The following is a 15,285-nucleotide window of genomic DNA, read 5'->3' on the forward strand; positions in this document are numbered from 1 at the left end:
CATGTCATTCGAAACCAAGAAGGTATTCACCGGGACCGGCGTGTCTGACTCGGTCTACATGGCCAAGGGCCTTGCCAAGATCAGCGGAACGTTCGTCGGTACGGTCGGCATTGAAGTGGATGTGCTTGGCGATGGCGTGTTTGCACCTGTCGTGGACATGACAGGCGCAGCGGTCGCTTTGACTGCGCCCGGTGCTATCAAGATCGATAATGGTGTCGGTGCCTTCGTGCGGCTGTCCTGCACAGCATTTACATCCGGTACGATCACTGGCGGGTTGCGCGGTCAATGATCATCGATCCGATCGCAGCACCACTGGCCAGAGTGATCGGTCGAAGTGTCGGCAGCGATAGCGTTGCACTGCCTGACCTTGTCGCTGACTTCACCATAACGATTGGTGCGGAAGCGGCAGCGCCAACCTATCTCGGGGCGGGCGCTGTCGGCGCCACCACGTCAGTCACGACAATCACCCCAGCGCTTGCCGCTGGAATGGCTGCAAACGACATCATCGTCCTGCAGGCTGTTTGCCTTGGGTCGAACACGGCATTCGATCTGCCGACCGGCTACACGCTGATATCTGACTTCAATGTCGGTTCGCATCGCGTCGCATGGTGGTGGAAGCGTCATACCGGAACGGAATCTGCTGTTGCCGTCGTCAATACCGGCAGGACATCGACAAACCTTCTTGCTGCACAGTCCAGCGCCCGCCGCGGCTGCATCACGACTGGCACGCCATACGAAGCGCTCAACACGGCGCTGCAAGCCGCTGCCTCGGTTGTATCGGGTGTAGCCGTCACCTCCTCCGGATGGCGCCGCCTGGCAGAACAGAACATTCAGCGCCTTGGTGCGAATACTGCGTCGACACCTTCATTGCCATGGCTGGAAAACCTCGATCAGGGAACAAGCGGCGGCGGTGGTTGCCGTTTCTATATCGCCACGTCGACGCTGGACTTCGCCGAGACCGTCCCGGCAACCGATATCGCAGGCGCTAACGTGATCTATGGTGCTATCGGACTGGCTTGGAAGGGTGTTGCACCTGAAATCACGGTCTCGCCTGCGAAGACGCAACGGCGCGGTCTCTGGGTATGGGACTACTCAACGGTCATTGCGACGACCAATGAGAAGAACATTCTGCTCAATGAGTGCGTGAATAGCTCGATCACCGATCTCTATTGCTTCACCACGGCAGCTCTGGTCACGGCCAATGCGGCGGCGATGCGCAGTTTCAATGCCCAAGCCAATGCCTTGGGGATCCGTGTCTGGGGATTGGATGGTGATCGCGGTCACTTCTCCGACGGCGACGGCTTCGGCTTCATGTTCGCTAACATTGATGCTGTGATCGCGTTCAATGCGGCTTCGACCACGGCGCAGAAGTTCTGCGGCTTCCAGATCGACAACGAACCGCCTGACACCGGCATATACACGACGTTCCACAACGGGATTGCGAGTTCTGTCCTGAGTGCGGTGTCCGGTGGCGTCTGGCAGGCCACACAAGCGCTTGATCGTGAGTTCCTGATGCGTGATTGGGTGTCGATGCATAGCCAATGCAAACAGCGTTGCGCCACTGCCGGTCTGCTGTTCGGCTCTGCGTTGCCGACATGGGTTGATGATTATTTCGGCGAACCCATCACCTGTACCTATGATCATGGTGACGGTGCCGGTGCGATAGCCCAGAACGTGTTCCTGCACATCGCCCGTTATACCGACGTCATCGCCTCGATGTCCTATGTCACCACGGCGTCGAACCTGATTGATCGGGTCAGATACGAGACCGGCAAGAGCAATCAGATGGTTCCGCCAACCCAGATCGGCATGTCGATCGAGAGCGCTGTTGGCGTCGGCTCCGGCACTTCCTACGGTGACACGGCTGGAAAGCAGACGAAAGCCGCTGCCCTGGCTGATCTCACCACGGCAGTTGCCATGTATTCCGGCGATCCGGCGGTTAACTGGACAAACCTGCATGATTGGGCGGGATGGAAGGCATTGAGCCCTGCATCGGTCAATACGGCCACGCCGACACCGACATCAGCGCCGAGTGCCGAGACGGTCTATCCCATTCAGTCCAAGCGGACCGCGAGAGGAACGATATCGCTCTCCGCCTCGACTGTTTCCGAAGCCGCTGCCGTCGATATCGCTGTTGGTACGTTGAGCGGCGGTTCGGGTCACGTCCTGCGATATGATCCCGGCCGGTTCTTCAAGATCGTATCGGGAGAGCTTCGGGTCGCGCGCCGGCCTATCAAACCCGGCAGCTACGCCATTCAGGTCTCGGCCCGAGCCTCGTAGCAGTCACACCACATTTTCGAATTGGCCTGCCAGCGGATGTTGGCGGGCGAACGGGCGGGATTGCCCATAGCAAGAGGCCGGATGGCCGGAAAGACCTGACATGAAACTCAAACTGATCACCATCGACGGCAAGACTTTTGCCGAAATTCAGGATGGCAAGCCCATCTATGTGCATGAAGATGGCAAGGAAGCGGCATTCGACGCTCCAACGACCGTCGCCACGATATCGCGCCTGAACGGCGAAGCCAAAACGCATCGTGAGGCCAAAGAGGCTGCCGAGGCGAAACTGAAGGTGTTCGAAGGCATCGAGGATGGCGACGCTGCCCGCAAGGCGCTCGAAACCGTCAAGAACCTGAAGGATGGCGAACTGGTCACAGCCGGCAAGGTTGAAGAAATCAAGGCTGCGGCGAAGAAGGCCGCGGAAGAGCAGGTCGCACAAGCAGCCAAAGCCAGTGGCGAGCAGATCAAGACACTGGAAGGCGAGCGCGACAAACTTCGCGATGACCTGTACGGCGAAAAGATCGGCGGAGCATTCTCGCGGTCGAAGTTCATCAGCGAAAAGGTCGCTATCCCTGCCGATCTGCTTCAGTCCCAGTTCGGTGGCCGTTTCAAGGTCGAGGATGGCAAGACCGTTGCCTATGACGCCTCCGGCAACAAGATCTATTCCCGCAGCAAGCCTGGCGAGATTGCCGAGTTTGATGAAGCGCTCGAAACCATCATCGATGGTTATGCCCACCGCGACGCTATCCTCAAGGGTACCGGGAACAGCGGTACGGGCTCAAAGGGAACCGGAACCAATAACAACGGTACCAAGCAAATCGGCCGCGCCGAGTTTGACGGTCTCGATCCTGCGAGCCGCGCAGCCAAGATGAAAGAAGGTTTCACCGTAACCGAGTGAACCTGACCTGATCCAATTTGCCGCGACCCGGATAGGTGGCGGTGTTCCGGGCTGGATAGCCCAACCAACCCCAAAACATCGCCATTTAGCCACGAAAGGGCTCCCAGATGTCTAATACCATCACGGGTCTATTCCCGACCCTCTACAATGCACTCGACGTCGTATCCCGCGAACTGGTCGGCTTCATCCCGGCTGTTTCCTCGGATATGACATTCGAGCGCGCCGCAGTCGGCCAGACTGTCATTTCTCCCGTGGCACCGGCCGCGACTGCCACCGACATCACTCCCGGCGTTACGCCTCCGGATGATGGCGATCAGACCATCGGCAATGTGTCGATGACCATCACCAAGGCCCGCCGCGTTCCTGTCCGCTGGAATGGTGAGCAGAAACTCGCCCTCGACAACAACGGTGCCAGCTACAACGTCATCCTGCGCGATCAGTTCGCCCAGGCCATGCGTACGCTGTGCAACGAAGTGGAAGGCGATCTTGCTGCCCTTCACGTCAATGCTTCCCGCGCCTATGGCACGGCCGGCACCACACCGTTCGCAACGAACCTTGCCGATACTGCCCAGGTCCGCAAGATCCTTTCGGACAACGGTGCGCCGCTCAGCGACCTGCAGTTGGTCATCGATACATCTGCCGGCGCCAACATGCGCACCCTGACGCAGCTGTCCAAGGCCAATGAATCGGCTGATACGTCTCTGCTTCGCCGCGGCGTGCTGCTCGACGTGCATGGCTTCGCTATCCGTGAATCCGGTCAGGTCAAGACTGCTACTGCCGGTACCGGTGCAGCTTCCACGACCAACGCTGCCGGTTATGCCGTCGGCGCAACGGTCATCACACTTGCCGCGGCTGGTACCGGCACGATCCTTGCCGGTGACGTCATCACCTTTGCCGGTGACACCAACAAGTACCTGGTCGCATCGGGCGATGCCGATGTATCCAACGCGGGTACGATCACGCTTGCTGCTCCCGGCCTTCGTAAGGCTATCCCGGCCGCTGCTACGGCGATCACGCTCGCTGCTGCTTCTGCTCGCAGCATGGGCTTCGCCCGCTCTGCAATTGCACTGGCAACCCGTGCCCCGGCACTTCCTGAGCAGGGCGACCTGGCTCGCGACCGCACGCTGGTCACCGATCCAGAATCCGGCTTGACCTTCGAAGTCGCGATGTACCCGCAGTACCGCCAGATGCAGTACGAAGTGTCTCTCGCTTGGGGTGTCAAAGCCGTCAAGGGCGAGCACATCACTGCGCTGCTCGGCTGATCTGAACCATAAGCCGGGGCCTCGGTCCCGGCTCCTCTCCTCGCAACAATGGAGTTCGCCATGTCGAACACTATCCGGGTCAAGCCATGGTCAGACGATCAGGGTGATTTCGTCATCATCAATGAAGCGGATTTCGATCCGAAGTTCCACGAACTGCTCGACGCTGCCCCCGCAACGAAGCCTGCCGCTCCCGCGTCAACACCCGCTCCGGTCGATACCGGCGACAAGACTGCACTAGAGGTGCTCGCACTCGCTGACGGTAACTTCATGTCCTTTAAGTCGGCTGCGAAGAAGCTGCTCGGCGACAAGACGCCGTCGACCAAGCCCGAGATCATCGCGGCGCTTGAAGAACTCGCGACAACCCCGGAGTAAGCCGACATGAACGTTTTACCCGCTGGATCATCCCAGACCCAAACCCTGCCACCCTATCAAGCGCTCACTATCTCCGGATCAGCGGGATCGGGCAGCCTTGTCCGTCTCGGCGACGTGCCTGGTGAAGATATGCAGGGCGTTACGCCGGTCGCAGCGGGTAAAACCATCGTCGTCGGCCCGTTCACCAAGCCAACGCGTTACAATGTAATTTGTGATGTAGGGTCGCTTTCGTTCGGTATTGCTGCCGCCACCGCAGCGGCTATGGAGCGCAAGCAGCAGGTTGTCGCGACACGTGGCGCAATTCATGGCGGTGTCGCCAATTCCGGCACAACCATGACGCGCGGCGAACATCGCATGAAGGTGAACTTCGGGCCTTCGCCTTGCCGCGATATCCAACTCGTGTTCGGCAATTTTCAGGCAAGCGGATCCGCTGCGGAAGTAGCAGGACCGAACGCCATTACTGTCGAGGCCGCGATTGAAACGATATCGCCGAGCGTTGCGTTTGCCACGGTTACCTTCGGCGGTGATACGTCCGTAGTGATCCAGCCCGGCGCCGTTGTCATATCTGATCCCATTCCCCTTGACTTTGATGCCAATGCCTCAGCTTGGATCAGGACGGGCGTTATCGTCACTCTTGGTCAGTCATGGCCGCGTACCAGCATGTTCGCCATTACAGGCGAAGCGATGTATGAAAGCACCGAGGCTACCAGCCAGGTGCAAGCGACCGGCGCAATGGCTGCGCGTGCGACGGGCGCAGTTGCGGGCGGCGGATATATTCCGATGGCGATCATCGGTGTTCCCATGGAACCATTCCCATCAGTCGGTCTGCTTGGCGATAGCATCATGGCCGGTACGGTCGGCGATAGTTCCGATGCGACAACCGGCGCGCGCGGCATGTTCGCTCGCGGCATGTACTTCACAGATGGCACGGTGTGGCCATGGGGGCTCTTGGCCCGAGCGTCTGAAACAGCGGCGTTCAATGTCGGTGTCGCGGGATATCGCCGTCGCGGCGTGATGGACTATTGCACCCACATCATCTGCGACTATGGCACGAATGACATTGCTGCCTCGGCAACACTTGCGGCAATTCAGGCTTCGCTCACCACGATATGGACAAGCGCCAAGCGGCGCGGCTGCAAGGTCTATCAGTCGCTCATTCTCCCGCGCACCAATGCGGGCAATACTGCACCATCTGCTGGCTTTACAGTCGGCGGCGTTCGCGACCAGTTGAATGCATGGATCATCACGCAAGTCGGCAATGGCATCCTTGATGGCTACATCGACACCAATGCCATCGCGGAATCAAAGGTCACGCCGGGGCTTTGGGCCAACAGTGCTTGGACCAGTGATGGTACCCATCCGAATGCAGCCGGATGCATCGCAATCGCTGCAGCTGTTCGGTCCGTCGCCGCAGCATTCACGGTCTGATCTCGATGACCACGGTCGTTTACCGCGATGGCGTGATGGCTGCCGACAGCCGGGCATATGCCGGTAACAAGCAGCCACTCGGCACAAAGCGGAAAATTCATCGGTTGGCTGATGGCTCTCTCTTCGGGTGTAGTTCCTCCAAGGTCGGGCTTCCAGAGAAGCTTCGACGCTTGGTGGAGGAGTTCGGCGTCGAGACCTCATTCAAGGAATCGATTGATGCCCAAGCCATCGTGGTCAAACCCAACGGCGACATCTTCTATTTCAACGCAGAAGATGGGTTTTCTGGTCCCATTGCTTCGGATTTCATCGCGATCGGGTCGGGCGAACACTTCGCACAAGGCGCTCTCATGATGGGAGCGGATGCAGTTCGCGCCGTCGAGATTGGCTGCGAATGTGACGTATGGACCGGCGGTCCCATTACCCAACTGAAACTTGAGGGCTGATCATGGCACTGATCGTTGAAACGGGCACGGGCTCTTCCACGGCGAATGCCTTCTGGGATGTCGCGAGCATCGACACCTATCACGCCTCCCATGGCAATGCCGAATGGACTGGCGCTGATGCCCTCAAGGAAGCCGCTATCATCCGCGCAACAGCATTCCTGTCCAATTCCTACCAATGGCAGGGGTGGAAGCGCAACGGGCGTCCTCAAGCCTTGGCATGGCCTCGCGTAGACGTGGTCGACAATGAGGGATGGGGCGTGGCCTTTGATGAAGTGCCGATCGAGATCAAATACGCCACGGCCGAGATTGCTTTGCGCGAGCTCGTTACACCAGGTTCGATGAACCCGGATTTCACTGCGTCCGAACAGGTCAAGCGTGAAAAGGTTGGTGATCTCGAAACCGAATACCTCAATGCAAACACCTCGGCGGAAGCGGCTCGGCCGGTTCTTCTCGTTGTCCGTGATCTAATCGGTGGATTGCTGCGCAAAGGTGCCGGAAACGCTCTCGTAGGGCAGGCGTACCGGGCATGAGTGCGAAATTCAACTATGCCCGGTCGCAGCAAACCGCCCTTCGCCTGATAACCAAGTTCGGGCAAGCAGGATCCGTTGTGCGCGATGTGCCGGGCGGCGGTCCTGTCTATGACCCTGGTGAGCCTGTTCCGACGTCTTATGCCTGCACGCTGGCTGTCATGAAGTTCGACAACAGGGACATTGACGGCACGCTGATCAAGGCGAGTGACAAGAAGGTCTACATCGCTGCCAAAGGCTTCGCGATCATTCCTGTCACCACGGATCGGCTGCTGATCGGCGGTCTGTCCCACACCATCGTTCGCGTCATGCCGCTCAATCCGGCGGGTATCAACGTCTATTTCGAAGTGCAGGCGAGGGCGTGATGTTGCAAATGGCGCTGATGTTATTTGCCGCTCACGCCTTGGCGGATTATCCGTTGCAAGGCGATTGGCTCTCGAAAGCGAAGAACCACAAGCTTTCGTTGGTACCGGGCGAAACGATCTGGCCGATGGCTCTTGCTGGTCATGCGGCGATCCATGCCTTGCTCATGCTTCTTGTGACAGGTTCCGTCATCATCGCCTTTGCCGAATTGGTCTGCCACACGGTGATCGATTACGCGAAGTGCGACGGTCGGCTGACATATAATCAGGATCAGCTACTGCACGTGGCCTGCAAGGCTGTTTGGCTTGTGCTCATAGTTTCAGGTCTCGTCTAATGCTTAAGCGCCTATCAGCCCGAGAGAAGTTCGAACAGCTCATCGCCGACTACGAGCCGCTGCTTCGAAACGCTTTCCTCGAGAGTATCCGCGACATCAAGTCGAATATCCAGATCGTTCGGATTATCGAACGATTGGAGCGGAACGATATCGCCGGCGCTATTGAAGCGCTGTATCTTGATCCGGCTGCCTTCCGGCCGCTCGATCGCGCCATTGCCCAGGCATTCGAAGGCGGCGGTGTGTCGACCGTGACGAACCTCCCTACGGTGCGCGAACCGAGCGGTGCAAAGCTCATTGTGCGCTTCGATGTCCGCAACTATCGGGCCGAGGCTTGGCTGCGAGATCATAGTGCCGGTCTTATCACCGACATCATTGCCGATCAGCGCGTAGGGCTTCGCAACTTCCTGACCGATGGTCTTGAGGCAGGCAGGGGCCCGCGTGCAGTAGCACTGGATATCGCCGGTCGCCTCAATCGGGCAACGGGCGTCCGTGAGGGCGGTATCATAGGTCTGACATCCACTCAGACCAAATACGTTGCAACCGCGCGTGGCGAGCTTCTGTCGAACGATCCGGAGCAGTTGCGGCACTATCTGACCCGCAATCGGCGTGATAAGCGCTTCGATGCGACTGTTCGCAAGGCGATATCGACCGGCAAGGCCATTCCAGTCGCGACCGTCGACCGGATGACCACTCAGCAATATGCCAACCGGCTTCTGCTCCTTCGCGGCGAGACTATCTCCCGTACCGAAACCATGGGCGCATTCAATGCAAGCCAGATGGAAGCCTACCAGCAGCTGATCGACAGCGGCGCGATCGCAGAATCGGCGATACAGCGCGTCTGGCATACGGCAGGAGACGGTCGCGTTCGTGACACCCATCAGGGCATGAACGGGCAGACAGTTGGTTTCAGGACACCGTTTCAATCGCCGAATGGTCCGTTGCTGCAATATCCGGGCGATCCAAGAGCTCCGGCTTCTGAAATCATCAATTGTCGGTGCCGCATGAGCATCAACATTGACTTCCTCGCGGATATCGACTGATGGCCGTCTCAAATGTCTCTTTCGCCTCCCAGGTCGAGGAATGGGTGAGGGATACCGAAAAGCGCATGATCGCGGTGTTTCGGACCTCGGCAAGCATGGTCATCAAGGACATGCAGAAGACGCGCTTTGAAGGCGGTCTGAACCGGATTGATACCGGCGCTCACCTCGCTTCGATGCAGGTTGGCATCAATACGCCGCCGCAGGACGCGATCAAGAAGGCGACTGGAAAGCCTTCGGCACCATTCAACATGGGCGCAGTCGACGCAGTGATAGCCGGTGCAGAGATCGGCGATACCATCGTCGCCTCTTATGGCATGGCCTACTCGCTCCGGCTCGAATACGGCTTCGAAGGAACGGACAGTCTCGGACGCAAGTACAATCAAAAGCCATATGCCTTCGTCCGCACCGCGGCGCAGCGGTGGCCACAAATCGTTGAGAAGGCCACGGAACTGGCCAAGGCTAGATCAGCAGCAAGGAATAAGTGATGGCAGCCACAACGATCGAAGGGCGCATCCCCGAGGCTCTGCTGGCGCATATGGCGGCTTTGGTACTTTCTCCCGCGCTGCCCGTTGCATATCCCGACGTCGCGTTCTCGCCTCCGGCCAATGCTCCATATCTTCGGGTCTACTTCATCCCGAACGGCACCGAGCGTCTGTTCATCGGCAACGGAGAGGAGAACCTGCATCAAGGCATCCTGCAGGTGACGGTTGTTTTCCCGGCCGGGCAGGGCGCCATCAAGCCGAATGATGTTGCCGGCACGATCGCCAATCACTTCGGCGAAGGAACGCAGCTTCCGATTACCGGCGGCGTGATCCGCATCGACAAGAGGCCAAGCATCGAACCAGCGATGCAGGAAACCGACCTCATTCAGATTCCAGTCTCAATCAACTGGATTGCCTTCCTCTAAAGGCTGCCGTCCCCGTCCCTTCGGCAAGGATTTCAGAGCATAGGAGGCCGCTATGGCCACTTTATACCCGGTCGCCGGATGCAAGATCTATATCGGCCCTGCGATGGACCTCGAAGACGGTGACATGGTTGCCGCCGATTTCACCTCGGTCGTCTGGACCGAAGTCAAGAAATGGACATCGATGGGCGCATACGGCGATGCTGCGGCGCTGATCACGACCCAGGTCATCAGCGAGGCCCGAGACGTCAAGCAAAAGGGCACGCGCAATGCTGGCCAGATGCAGAACGTCTTTGCCGTGGCTGCTACTGATCCCGGTCAGATCGCGCTCATCGCGGCCGAAAAGACCAACCTGAACTATCCGATCAAGGTTGAGCTCAACGACAAGCCGGCCGTCGGCGCTTCGCCGAAGAACTCGATGCGTTACTTCATGGCTCTCGTCACGAGTGCGCAGGAGGCAGGCGGCGCTGCCAATACGGTGCAGAGCCTGAATTCAACCTTCGAAATCAACTCGAACATCGTGCCCGTCGCCGCGTCGGCCACGTAAGGAGACCAAGCATGTCAGCCAAGAAGATCAACGATCTTTCCGCGTTCGATGGCCTTAACGAGGCACAGGAAAACGGGATCGATATCGAGATCAAGGATCCGTCCGGTCAGCCAATCGGCATTTCGATCAAGATTGCCGGTCCGGACAGTTCCAAGCAGAAGAAAGCGGTTCAGGCGCTTACCAACGAGCGCCTCGCCGCCGAGGACATGGCACCTGTTACCGCACAGGACATCGAGACGAACACGCTCAAGATACTGGCAAGCTCTGTCATATCCTGGACGCCGATCGTTCTCGACGGTGCCGACCTTCCCTGCTCGGAAGAGAATGCATTGCGGCTCTTCGCCCGTTTCCCGTTCATCCGTGAACAGGTCGAGAAGAAGGCAGGCAAGCGCGCGGGTTTTATGAAGCGCTCGTAAGGGCGCTCTGTAGGGCTTTACGCGATAACCATAATGATCGGCGGCCAAACATTCCGGCCGCCGCTCAACACGTCTGGAACTGGTTCTGTGTTCTGGACATGAAGCGTTCCCATAATGGCTACATCTGGTTGCCGATCAGTCATCTCGAAATTGATGCCTGGCAGCGGCTATCCGGGGAAGAGGTCGACCCATGGGAGCTTCGCGCAATCAATGCGATGGATATCGAGAAGACGAAACTGCTTAACGCTCCGAAGGACGATAGCAGTGACGTCCTGTCATCACGGCCGGTCACGCCAGACCTGTTCGACGCGCTGTTCTAGCATCCGGTGTTTTCGAGATAGACCTTCTGCCGGTCGGGGATGAACTTGAACGGTTTGAAACCGACATACCCGCCTTGCGTGTTCTTCGTGTTCACCTGACCGCAAAGAGCACCGTCTGGCTTTTTGACCAGTCGCCGAAACTGAGTTGAAACAGGGTCGGTGAAAGCATCAGAAACAGCATTCACGGCATGAATGACCAATATCTCGTCAATGCCGGTTGCGGAATCATCCACAACGGTCTGACCCATCGCCGGTAGCGTTGCGACCAGCAGCGCCAAAGCAGCATACCGAACCTGTTTCATGCAAACCCCCGGTGAAAATCGGGCGGACGATAGCTTGCGGCCTTCAAAGGATCAATAGATGACGATTGCTAATCTAGGCATTGCCGTTGATAGCGGCCCGGCCGCGCGTGCCGCCGTCGACCTGGACAAGCTTGTCATCAGTTCAGCAAGCGCAGATGCTGCCGTAACCAAGCTTGGCACGTCCAGCACGGTTGCCTTTGCTAAGGTCGGGACCGGTGCGGGTGCTATCTCTCAGCAGCTCCGGCAGGCTGCCAATGATGCCGAGAGCCTTGCAGGTCGCATCAACAAGGCTTTGAACGTCAGGACAGACTTCGGCGGCTTGGGCAGGGGTGCTGATATCGCGGCTTACGGCATGGAACTGGACAAGCTGCGCGGCAAGTTCAATCCGTTGTTCACGACCATTACACAGTACAAAGCGGTGCAGGCTGAAATCCGGCAGGCGCATGCCATTGGTGCGATATCCGTCAACGAAATGACGGCTGCGCTCGATCGGGAACGTACCGCTGCCCTTGCCAGCATTGCCGCATTGCGAGGCCGCCAAAGCGCTATGGGAACGGCTCGCCCTGGTGGCACTGGCGCTTTCCAGACAGCCAATATCGGCGCGCAGTTTCAGGACATCGCCGTCACGGCGGCTATGGGGCAGGGTATAGGCACGATTGCGCTTCAGCAGGGAACGCAGCTCGCAGCCGTCCTGAACACGATGGGCGGTGCGCGTGGCGCGATTACTGGCCTTGCGACTGCTTTCACGTCCATCATCAATCCGGTATCTCTGCTCACGATCGGCCTCGTAGCCGGCAGTGCCGCACTGATTCAATATTTCATGACGTGGAAGTCCGATGCTCCCACGATGGAAGATGCATTGAAGCGTCACGCCGAACTGATCGAGAAGATAGAGGCACAATGGCCCGGTGCGACTGATGCCCTTAAGCGATATAGCGCAGAAAGCGCCGCTGTTCTTGAAGCATCCGCGCGAACCAACATCGCCACGTTTCAGACGCTGGCTGATGAGGCCAACAAGGCGCTGCTTGATGTATTCGGCAGCGGTGGAACCGGCACACGTCGCGGCCTTCAGGTCGATGATGAGTTCAAAGCCTTTGCCGCTCCTATCCTTGAGCTTCGCAATCAGATCAAGGCCGGCAATCCCGACTTTGCAGCGTTCCAGCAGCAAATTGCCGAGATCGGGCGCTCCGATCCAACCAACTTGCAGAAGACTGCCGACGCTATCCTGAAGGCAGGGACCGAATCCTTTACCGCAGATGGCAAGCTGAAAGAGGTCAAAGCCACTCTCAGCACCATTGGCGGCACGGCAGCGGCACAGCTTGAAGGATTGTCGCAGTTCACGGCAGCCATGCGCGAACTCTCGGGCATCGGCTTGCCTGACATTTCTGACCAGCAAAAGGCTCTGGATCAATACACGATCGCATCCAATCGCGCGACGAACCGAGAAGATAAGGACAGCGCGTTCTTGAACTATCAGGATGCCTTGGCACGTCTAGATGAGCAGACGCGTCTCAAGAATATTCCGAAGCCAGACGACAAGCCGAACCTTGAGAGCCAGGCGCTTCCCAAGGACAAAGACGCAGCAAAGGCTGCATCCGAAGCGACCCGCACTGCCAATGCTTACCGGGATCTCATCAAGTCAGTCGATGACCGTATCGGCCAAATGGAGCTTGAGGCTCAACTGGTCGGAAAAACCGGTGTCGAAGCAGATGCTTACCGGCTGAAGCTGGAGTTGTTGCAGAAGGCCGAAGACAAAGGCCGTCATGCCAGCCCCGCCCAGGTGGCAGAGATCGAGAGCAAGGTTGCTGCTTATCAGAAGCTTGCCGAGGCCACTGCAAAGGCCACGCTACAGGCTGATCTTCAGTTCGAACGCGATCAGATGTTCCGGTCGCAGACCGACCAGACCATTGCGAACACGCTCAAGGGCGCAGGATTGCCCGTTGACTTCGATTCTTACGAAGCCGGTCTGATCCGGACCAATGAGCAGTTGAAGGAAGCGCGTGAACTTGCCGGTGACTTCGCCAGCACGTTCATTCAGGGCATTGAGCAGGGAAAATCCGTGTTCGAATCCTTGGGTGACGCGGCATTGTCAGTCCTCGACAAGATCACTGACAAGCTGCTGAACGAGGTTCTCGACGCCATGTTCCAAGTCGGCGGTGCATCAGGCGGCAGTGGCGGGGGACTGCTTGGTTCTCTCTTTGGCATGGGCGGTGGATCATCGTTCAAGGTCACGCCTGGCGCAGGATTGTTTGCCAAGGGTGACGCCTTCGCGGATGGCGTCAGCGGTTTCAGCAACTCGATCGTGAACACGCCGACTTTGTTCAAGTTCGCAAAGGGCGCCGGAATGATGGGAGAAGCCGGTCCTGAAGCTATCATGCCGCTCAAGCGTGACAGCTCCGGCCGGTTGGGCGTCTCAGCCGGCGGAACGGGTAGCGCCGCGGCTAATTCCAACCAGCCACAAGAGGTGACACTTCGCGTCATCACTGAGGAGGGCCCGATGTTCCGGACCACGATCCGAGCCGAGAGCCAGGACGTGTCGGTCCAAGTGGTTCAACAGAACAACGAAGATCAGAAGAACTTCAAGCAGAACGGCGGGGAATGATGGTCACAGTTGTCCCACTTCCCGCCGTTGGCTTCACACAGTGCGATTTCGATCCTATCCGGCCTCGCGACACCAATCGCATGGAAAGCCGCCGTACGGAGGCGCAAAGCTTCGGTACGCCCTATTGGGTGGCGAAGTACACCGCAGCCCGAATGAGCTATGTGGAGTTTGGTCTACTCGACGCCTTCATGATGTCGGCCGGAGATGATGGCGAGGTGTTTACCGCTTATGACGTGTTCCGTCCGCGTCCGGTCTTGATGGATACAGGCGCTCCGCTGTCCGGCACAAAGGCAGCCGGCGGCGCGTTCAACGGTGATGGCGGGCTGCAGTCGATAACGGATGCACTGACAATCGTCGTCAACGGTTTACCAGCCGGGTTTCAGCTATCGCCGGGTGACTATGTCGAGATCCGCAAGTCTGCTTCGATCCGTTCGCTGCACCGCATCAAAACGGCGGCAACGGCTAACTCAAGCGGCATTGTAACTCTGTCCATCAAGTTTGCCCTCGACCTGCAGAACTTCACGCTGCCTTGTACAGTCCATTTCGAAAAGCCGTCGTGTCTAATGCAGATCGATCCCGGCAGTTGGTCAGGTCCGAAGTCATGGGCGAACCGGTCGCCAAGCTTTTCGGCAACTGAGGTGTTCTTCTCATGAGTGTGGTTCTTGATCCGGCCGTTGACGCTGCGGTTGAATCCGGTCAAATCCGGCGGCTCGATCTTATCCGCTTCGATCTTCCTGGTAAGACTGTCGGCTATCATCGGGGAGGGCGACCGTTTACCTACAACGGTCTGGTGTATCTGCCGAACCGGTTTCTGTCTGGTGGCCAGATGAGCAGCGCGCTTGGCATCGCTGTAACGACACGAACGATCACGTTTTCCAATGTTCCGACCACTGATGTTGATGATGCTATCGCGAAGATCGAGGAATATGACTATCCCAACTCTCCCGTCATTATTGCCCATCTCTGCGGTGATCCGGCGACTGACCAGGTGTTGGGCGTTCTCGCGTCCAGCATCTATGAAATCGACAAGGTGAGCTATAACAAGGGTGCGATCACTGAAGGTGGCGAGCGTTCATTGACACTCTCGATAGACCTGCAACCGCCGGGCCGGTCTGCTCGGGGTTCGACACAGGTCAAACGCTCCCAGGAAGAACAGCAGTTTGATAATCTCCTGACCGATACCTGTCTTGAATTTGCGTCGGTTGTTGGAAGTCAGCCCATCGAATGGGGCCAACGGACGGGTTGAC

The 15,285-nt window shown here is 58.1% G+C and carries 20 protein-coding genes; 19 read left to right on the forward strand and 1 reads right to left on the reverse strand.

The features are described from left to right. The first annotated feature begins 1 nt into the window (after position 1). From LB462_RS02510 to LB462_RS02585, 16 genes are all read left to right on the forward strand, one after another. Positions 2-289 carry a hypothetical protein gene (locus LB462_RS02510; RefSeq protein ID WP_224505810.1) on the forward strand — a complete coding sequence of 96 codons (288 nt, stop codon included), beginning with the start codon at positions 2-4 and terminating at the stop codon, positions 287-289. Further along, positions 286-2,280 carry a hypothetical protein gene (locus tag LB462_RS02515; protein WP_224505811.1) on the forward strand — a complete coding sequence of 665 codons (1,995 nt, stop codon included), beginning with the start codon at positions 286-288 and terminating at the stop codon, positions 2,278-2,280. Before LB462_RS02510 ends, LB462_RS02515 begins: the two co-directional genes overlap by 4 nt. Positions 2,281-2,380: 100 nt before the next feature. Further along, on the forward strand, positions 2,381-3,178 hold the full coding sequence (locus LB462_RS02520) for a DUF6651 domain-containing protein (protein WP_224505812.1): 798 nt from the start codon (positions 2,381-2,383) through the stop codon (positions 3,176-3,178). 107 nt (positions 3,179-3,285) lie between these two features. Next, positions 3,286-4,440, forward strand: a complete 1,155-nt coding sequence (locus tag LB462_RS02525) for a major capsid protein (RefSeq protein WP_224505813.1) — start codon at positions 3,286-3,288, stop codon at positions 4,438-4,440. A 60-nt stretch (positions 4,441-4,500) separates the two neighbouring features. Next, entirely contained in the window at positions 4,501-4,812 is a 312-nt protein-coding gene (locus LB462_RS02530) for a hypothetical protein (RefSeq protein WP_224505814.1), read from the forward strand. Between the two features lie 6 nt (positions 4,813-4,818). Continuing rightward, positions 4,819-6,240 carry an SGNH/GDSL hydrolase family protein gene (locus LB462_RS02535; protein ID WP_224505815.1) on the forward strand — a complete coding sequence of 474 codons (1,422 nt, stop codon included), beginning with the start codon at positions 4,819-4,821 and terminating at the stop codon, positions 6,238-6,240. A 5-nt stretch (positions 6,241-6,245) separates the two neighbouring features. After that, positions 6,246-6,683, forward strand: coding sequence for an Ntn hydrolase family protein (locus LB462_RS02540; RefSeq protein WP_224505816.1), 438 nt, complete (start codon positions 6,246-6,248; stop codon positions 6,681-6,683). Between the two features lie 2 nt (positions 6,684-6,685). Next, a complete protein-coding gene (locus LB462_RS02545) occupies positions 6,686-7,213 on the forward strand; it encodes a DnaT-like ssDNA-binding protein (protein ID WP_224505817.1) in 528 nt (175 codons plus the stop codon). Then, on the forward strand, positions 7,210-7,575 hold the full coding sequence (locus tag LB462_RS02550; RefSeq protein ID WP_224505818.1) for a hypothetical protein: 366 nt from the start codon (positions 7,210-7,212) through the stop codon (positions 7,573-7,575). Before LB462_RS02545 ends, LB462_RS02550 begins: the two co-directional genes overlap by 4 nt. Positions 7,576-7,583: 8 nt before the next feature. Next, the gene (locus tag LB462_RS02555; RefSeq protein ID WP_224505819.1) at positions 7,584-7,907 is read left to right on the forward strand and encodes a DUF3307 domain-containing protein; all 324 of its coding nucleotides are present in this window, start codon (positions 7,584-7,586) and stop codon (positions 7,905-7,907) included. Beyond that, positions 7,907-8,947 (forward strand): phage minor head protein, encoded by a 1,041-nt coding sequence (locus tag LB462_RS02560; RefSeq protein ID WP_224505820.1) that lies wholly within the window; start codon positions 7,907-7,909, stop codon positions 8,945-8,947. Before LB462_RS02555 ends, LB462_RS02560 begins: the two co-directional genes overlap by 1 nt. Then, positions 8,947-9,432, forward strand: coding sequence for an HK97 gp10 family phage protein (locus tag LB462_RS02565; RefSeq protein WP_224505821.1), 486 nt, complete (start codon positions 8,947-8,949; stop codon positions 9,430-9,432). The genes LB462_RS02560 and LB462_RS02565 overlap by 1 nt, the downstream gene beginning before the upstream one ends. Beyond that, positions 9,432-9,854, forward strand: a complete 423-nt coding sequence (locus LB462_RS02570) for a DUF4128 domain-containing protein (RefSeq protein ID WP_224505822.1) — start codon at positions 9,432-9,434, stop codon at positions 9,852-9,854. The genes LB462_RS02565 and LB462_RS02570 overlap by 1 nt, the downstream gene beginning before the upstream one ends. Before the next feature lie 52 nt (positions 9,855-9,906). Next, positions 9,907-10,398 carry a hypothetical protein gene (locus LB462_RS02575; RefSeq protein WP_224505823.1) on the forward strand — a complete coding sequence of 164 codons (492 nt, stop codon included), beginning with the start codon at positions 9,907-9,909 and terminating at the stop codon, positions 10,396-10,398. Positions 10,399-10,409: 11 nt separating this feature from the next. Next, positions 10,410-10,814 carry a hypothetical protein gene (locus tag LB462_RS02580; protein WP_224505824.1) on the forward strand — a complete coding sequence of 135 codons (405 nt, stop codon included), beginning with the start codon at positions 10,410-10,412 and terminating at the stop codon, positions 10,812-10,814. Positions 10,815-10,864: 50 nt separating this feature from the next. Further along, positions 10,865-11,134, forward strand: coding sequence for a phage tail assembly chaperone (locus LB462_RS02585; RefSeq protein ID WP_444358157.1), 270 nt, complete (start codon positions 10,865-10,867; stop codon positions 11,132-11,134). Here LB462_RS02585 and LB462_RS02590 read toward each other — a convergent pair. Then, a complete protein-coding gene (locus LB462_RS02590; RefSeq protein WP_224505826.1) occupies positions 11,131-11,436 on the reverse strand; it encodes a hypothetical protein in 306 nt (101 codons plus the stop codon). The two genes, LB462_RS02585 and LB462_RS02590, sit on opposite strands and share 4 nt — an antisense overlap. A gap of 58 nt (positions 11,437-11,494) precedes the next feature. Here LB462_RS02590 and LB462_RS02595 point away from each other — a divergent pair, with 58 nt between their 5' ends. From LB462_RS02595 to LB462_RS02605, 3 genes are read left to right on the forward strand one after another with little or no spacing between them, the layout of a single operon-like run. Continuing rightward, positions 11,495-14,038, forward strand: a complete 2,544-nt coding sequence (locus LB462_RS02595; protein ID WP_224505827.1) for a phage tail length tape measure family protein — start codon at positions 11,495-11,497, stop codon at positions 14,036-14,038. Further along, entirely contained in the window at positions 14,038-14,691 is a 654-nt protein-coding gene (locus LB462_RS02600) for a hypothetical protein (RefSeq protein WP_370637053.1), read from the forward strand. The genes LB462_RS02595 and LB462_RS02600 overlap by 1 nt, the downstream gene beginning before the upstream one ends. Further along, positions 14,688-15,284, forward strand: coding sequence for a DUF2163 domain-containing protein (locus LB462_RS02605; protein WP_224505829.1), 597 nt, complete (start codon positions 14,688-14,690; stop codon positions 15,282-15,284). Before LB462_RS02600 ends, LB462_RS02605 begins: the two co-directional genes overlap by 4 nt. The last annotated feature ends 1 nt before the right edge of the window (position 15,285 follow it).

Source organism: Phyllobacterium chamaecytisi (genome assembly GCF_020164455.1).
Lineage (GTDB): Bacteria > Pseudomonadota > Alphaproteobacteria > Rhizobiales > Rhizobiaceae > Phyllobacterium > Phyllobacterium chamaecytisi.

Bases quoted from the DNA above. Each gene is read 5' to 3' on its own strand.
- LB462_RS02510 (WP_224505810.1), top strand. From the start codon at position 2: ATGTCATTCGAAACCAAGAAGGTATTCACCGGGACCGGCGTGTCTGAC.
- LB462_RS02515 (WP_224505811.1), top strand. From the start codon at position 286: ATGATCATCGATCCGATCGCAGCACCACTGGCCAGAGTGATCGGTCGA.
- LB462_RS02520 (WP_224505812.1), top strand. From the start codon at position 2,381: ATGAAACTCAAACTGATCACCATCGACGGCAAGACTTTTGCCGAAATT.
- LB462_RS02525 (WP_224505813.1), top strand. From the start codon at position 3,286: ATGTCTAATACCATCACGGGTCTATTCCCGACCCTCTACAATGCACTC.
- LB462_RS02530 (WP_224505814.1), top strand. From the start codon at position 4,501: ATGTCGAACACTATCCGGGTCAAGCCATGGTCAGACGATCAGGGTGAT.
- LB462_RS02535 (WP_224505815.1), top strand. From the start codon at position 4,819: ATGAACGTTTTACCCGCTGGATCATCCCAGACCCAAACCCTGCCACCC.
- LB462_RS02540 (WP_224505816.1), top strand. From the start codon at position 6,246: ATGACCACGGTCGTTTACCGCGATGGCGTGATGGCTGCCGACAGCCGG.
- LB462_RS02545 (WP_224505817.1), top strand. From the start codon at position 6,686: ATGGCACTGATCGTTGAAACGGGCACGGGCTCTTCCACGGCGAATGCC.
- LB462_RS02550 (WP_224505818.1), top strand. From the start codon at position 7,210: ATGAGTGCGAAATTCAACTATGCCCGGTCGCAGCAAACCGCCCTTCGC.
- LB462_RS02555 (WP_224505819.1), top strand. From the start codon at position 7,584: ATGGCGCTGATGTTATTTGCCGCTCACGCCTTGGCGGATTATCCGTTG.
- LB462_RS02560 (WP_224505820.1), top strand. From the start codon at position 7,907: ATGCTTAAGCGCCTATCAGCCCGAGAGAAGTTCGAACAGCTCATCGCC.
- LB462_RS02565 (WP_224505821.1), top strand. From the start codon at position 8,947: ATGGCCGTCTCAAATGTCTCTTTCGCCTCCCAGGTCGAGGAATGGGTG.
- LB462_RS02570 (WP_224505822.1), top strand. From the start codon at position 9,432: ATGGCAGCCACAACGATCGAAGGGCGCATCCCCGAGGCTCTGCTGGCG.
- LB462_RS02575 (WP_224505823.1), top strand. From the start codon at position 9,907: ATGGCCACTTTATACCCGGTCGCCGGATGCAAGATCTATATCGGCCCT.
- LB462_RS02580 (WP_224505824.1), top strand. From the start codon at position 10,410: ATGTCAGCCAAGAAGATCAACGATCTTTCCGCGTTCGATGGCCTTAAC.
- LB462_RS02590 (WP_224505826.1), bottom strand. From the start codon at position 11,436: ATGAAACAGGTTCGGTATGCTGCTTTGGCGCTGCTGGTCGCAACGCTA.
- LB462_RS02595 (WP_224505827.1), top strand. From the start codon at position 11,495: ATGACGATTGCTAATCTAGGCATTGCCGTTGATAGCGGCCCGGCCGCG.
- LB462_RS02600 (WP_370637053.1), top strand. From the start codon at position 14,038: ATGGTCACAGTTGTCCCACTTCCCGCCGTTGGCTTCACACAGTGCGAT.
- LB462_RS02605 (WP_224505829.1), top strand. From the start codon at position 14,688: ATGAGTGTGGTTCTTGATCCGGCCGTTGACGCTGCGGTTGAATCCGGT.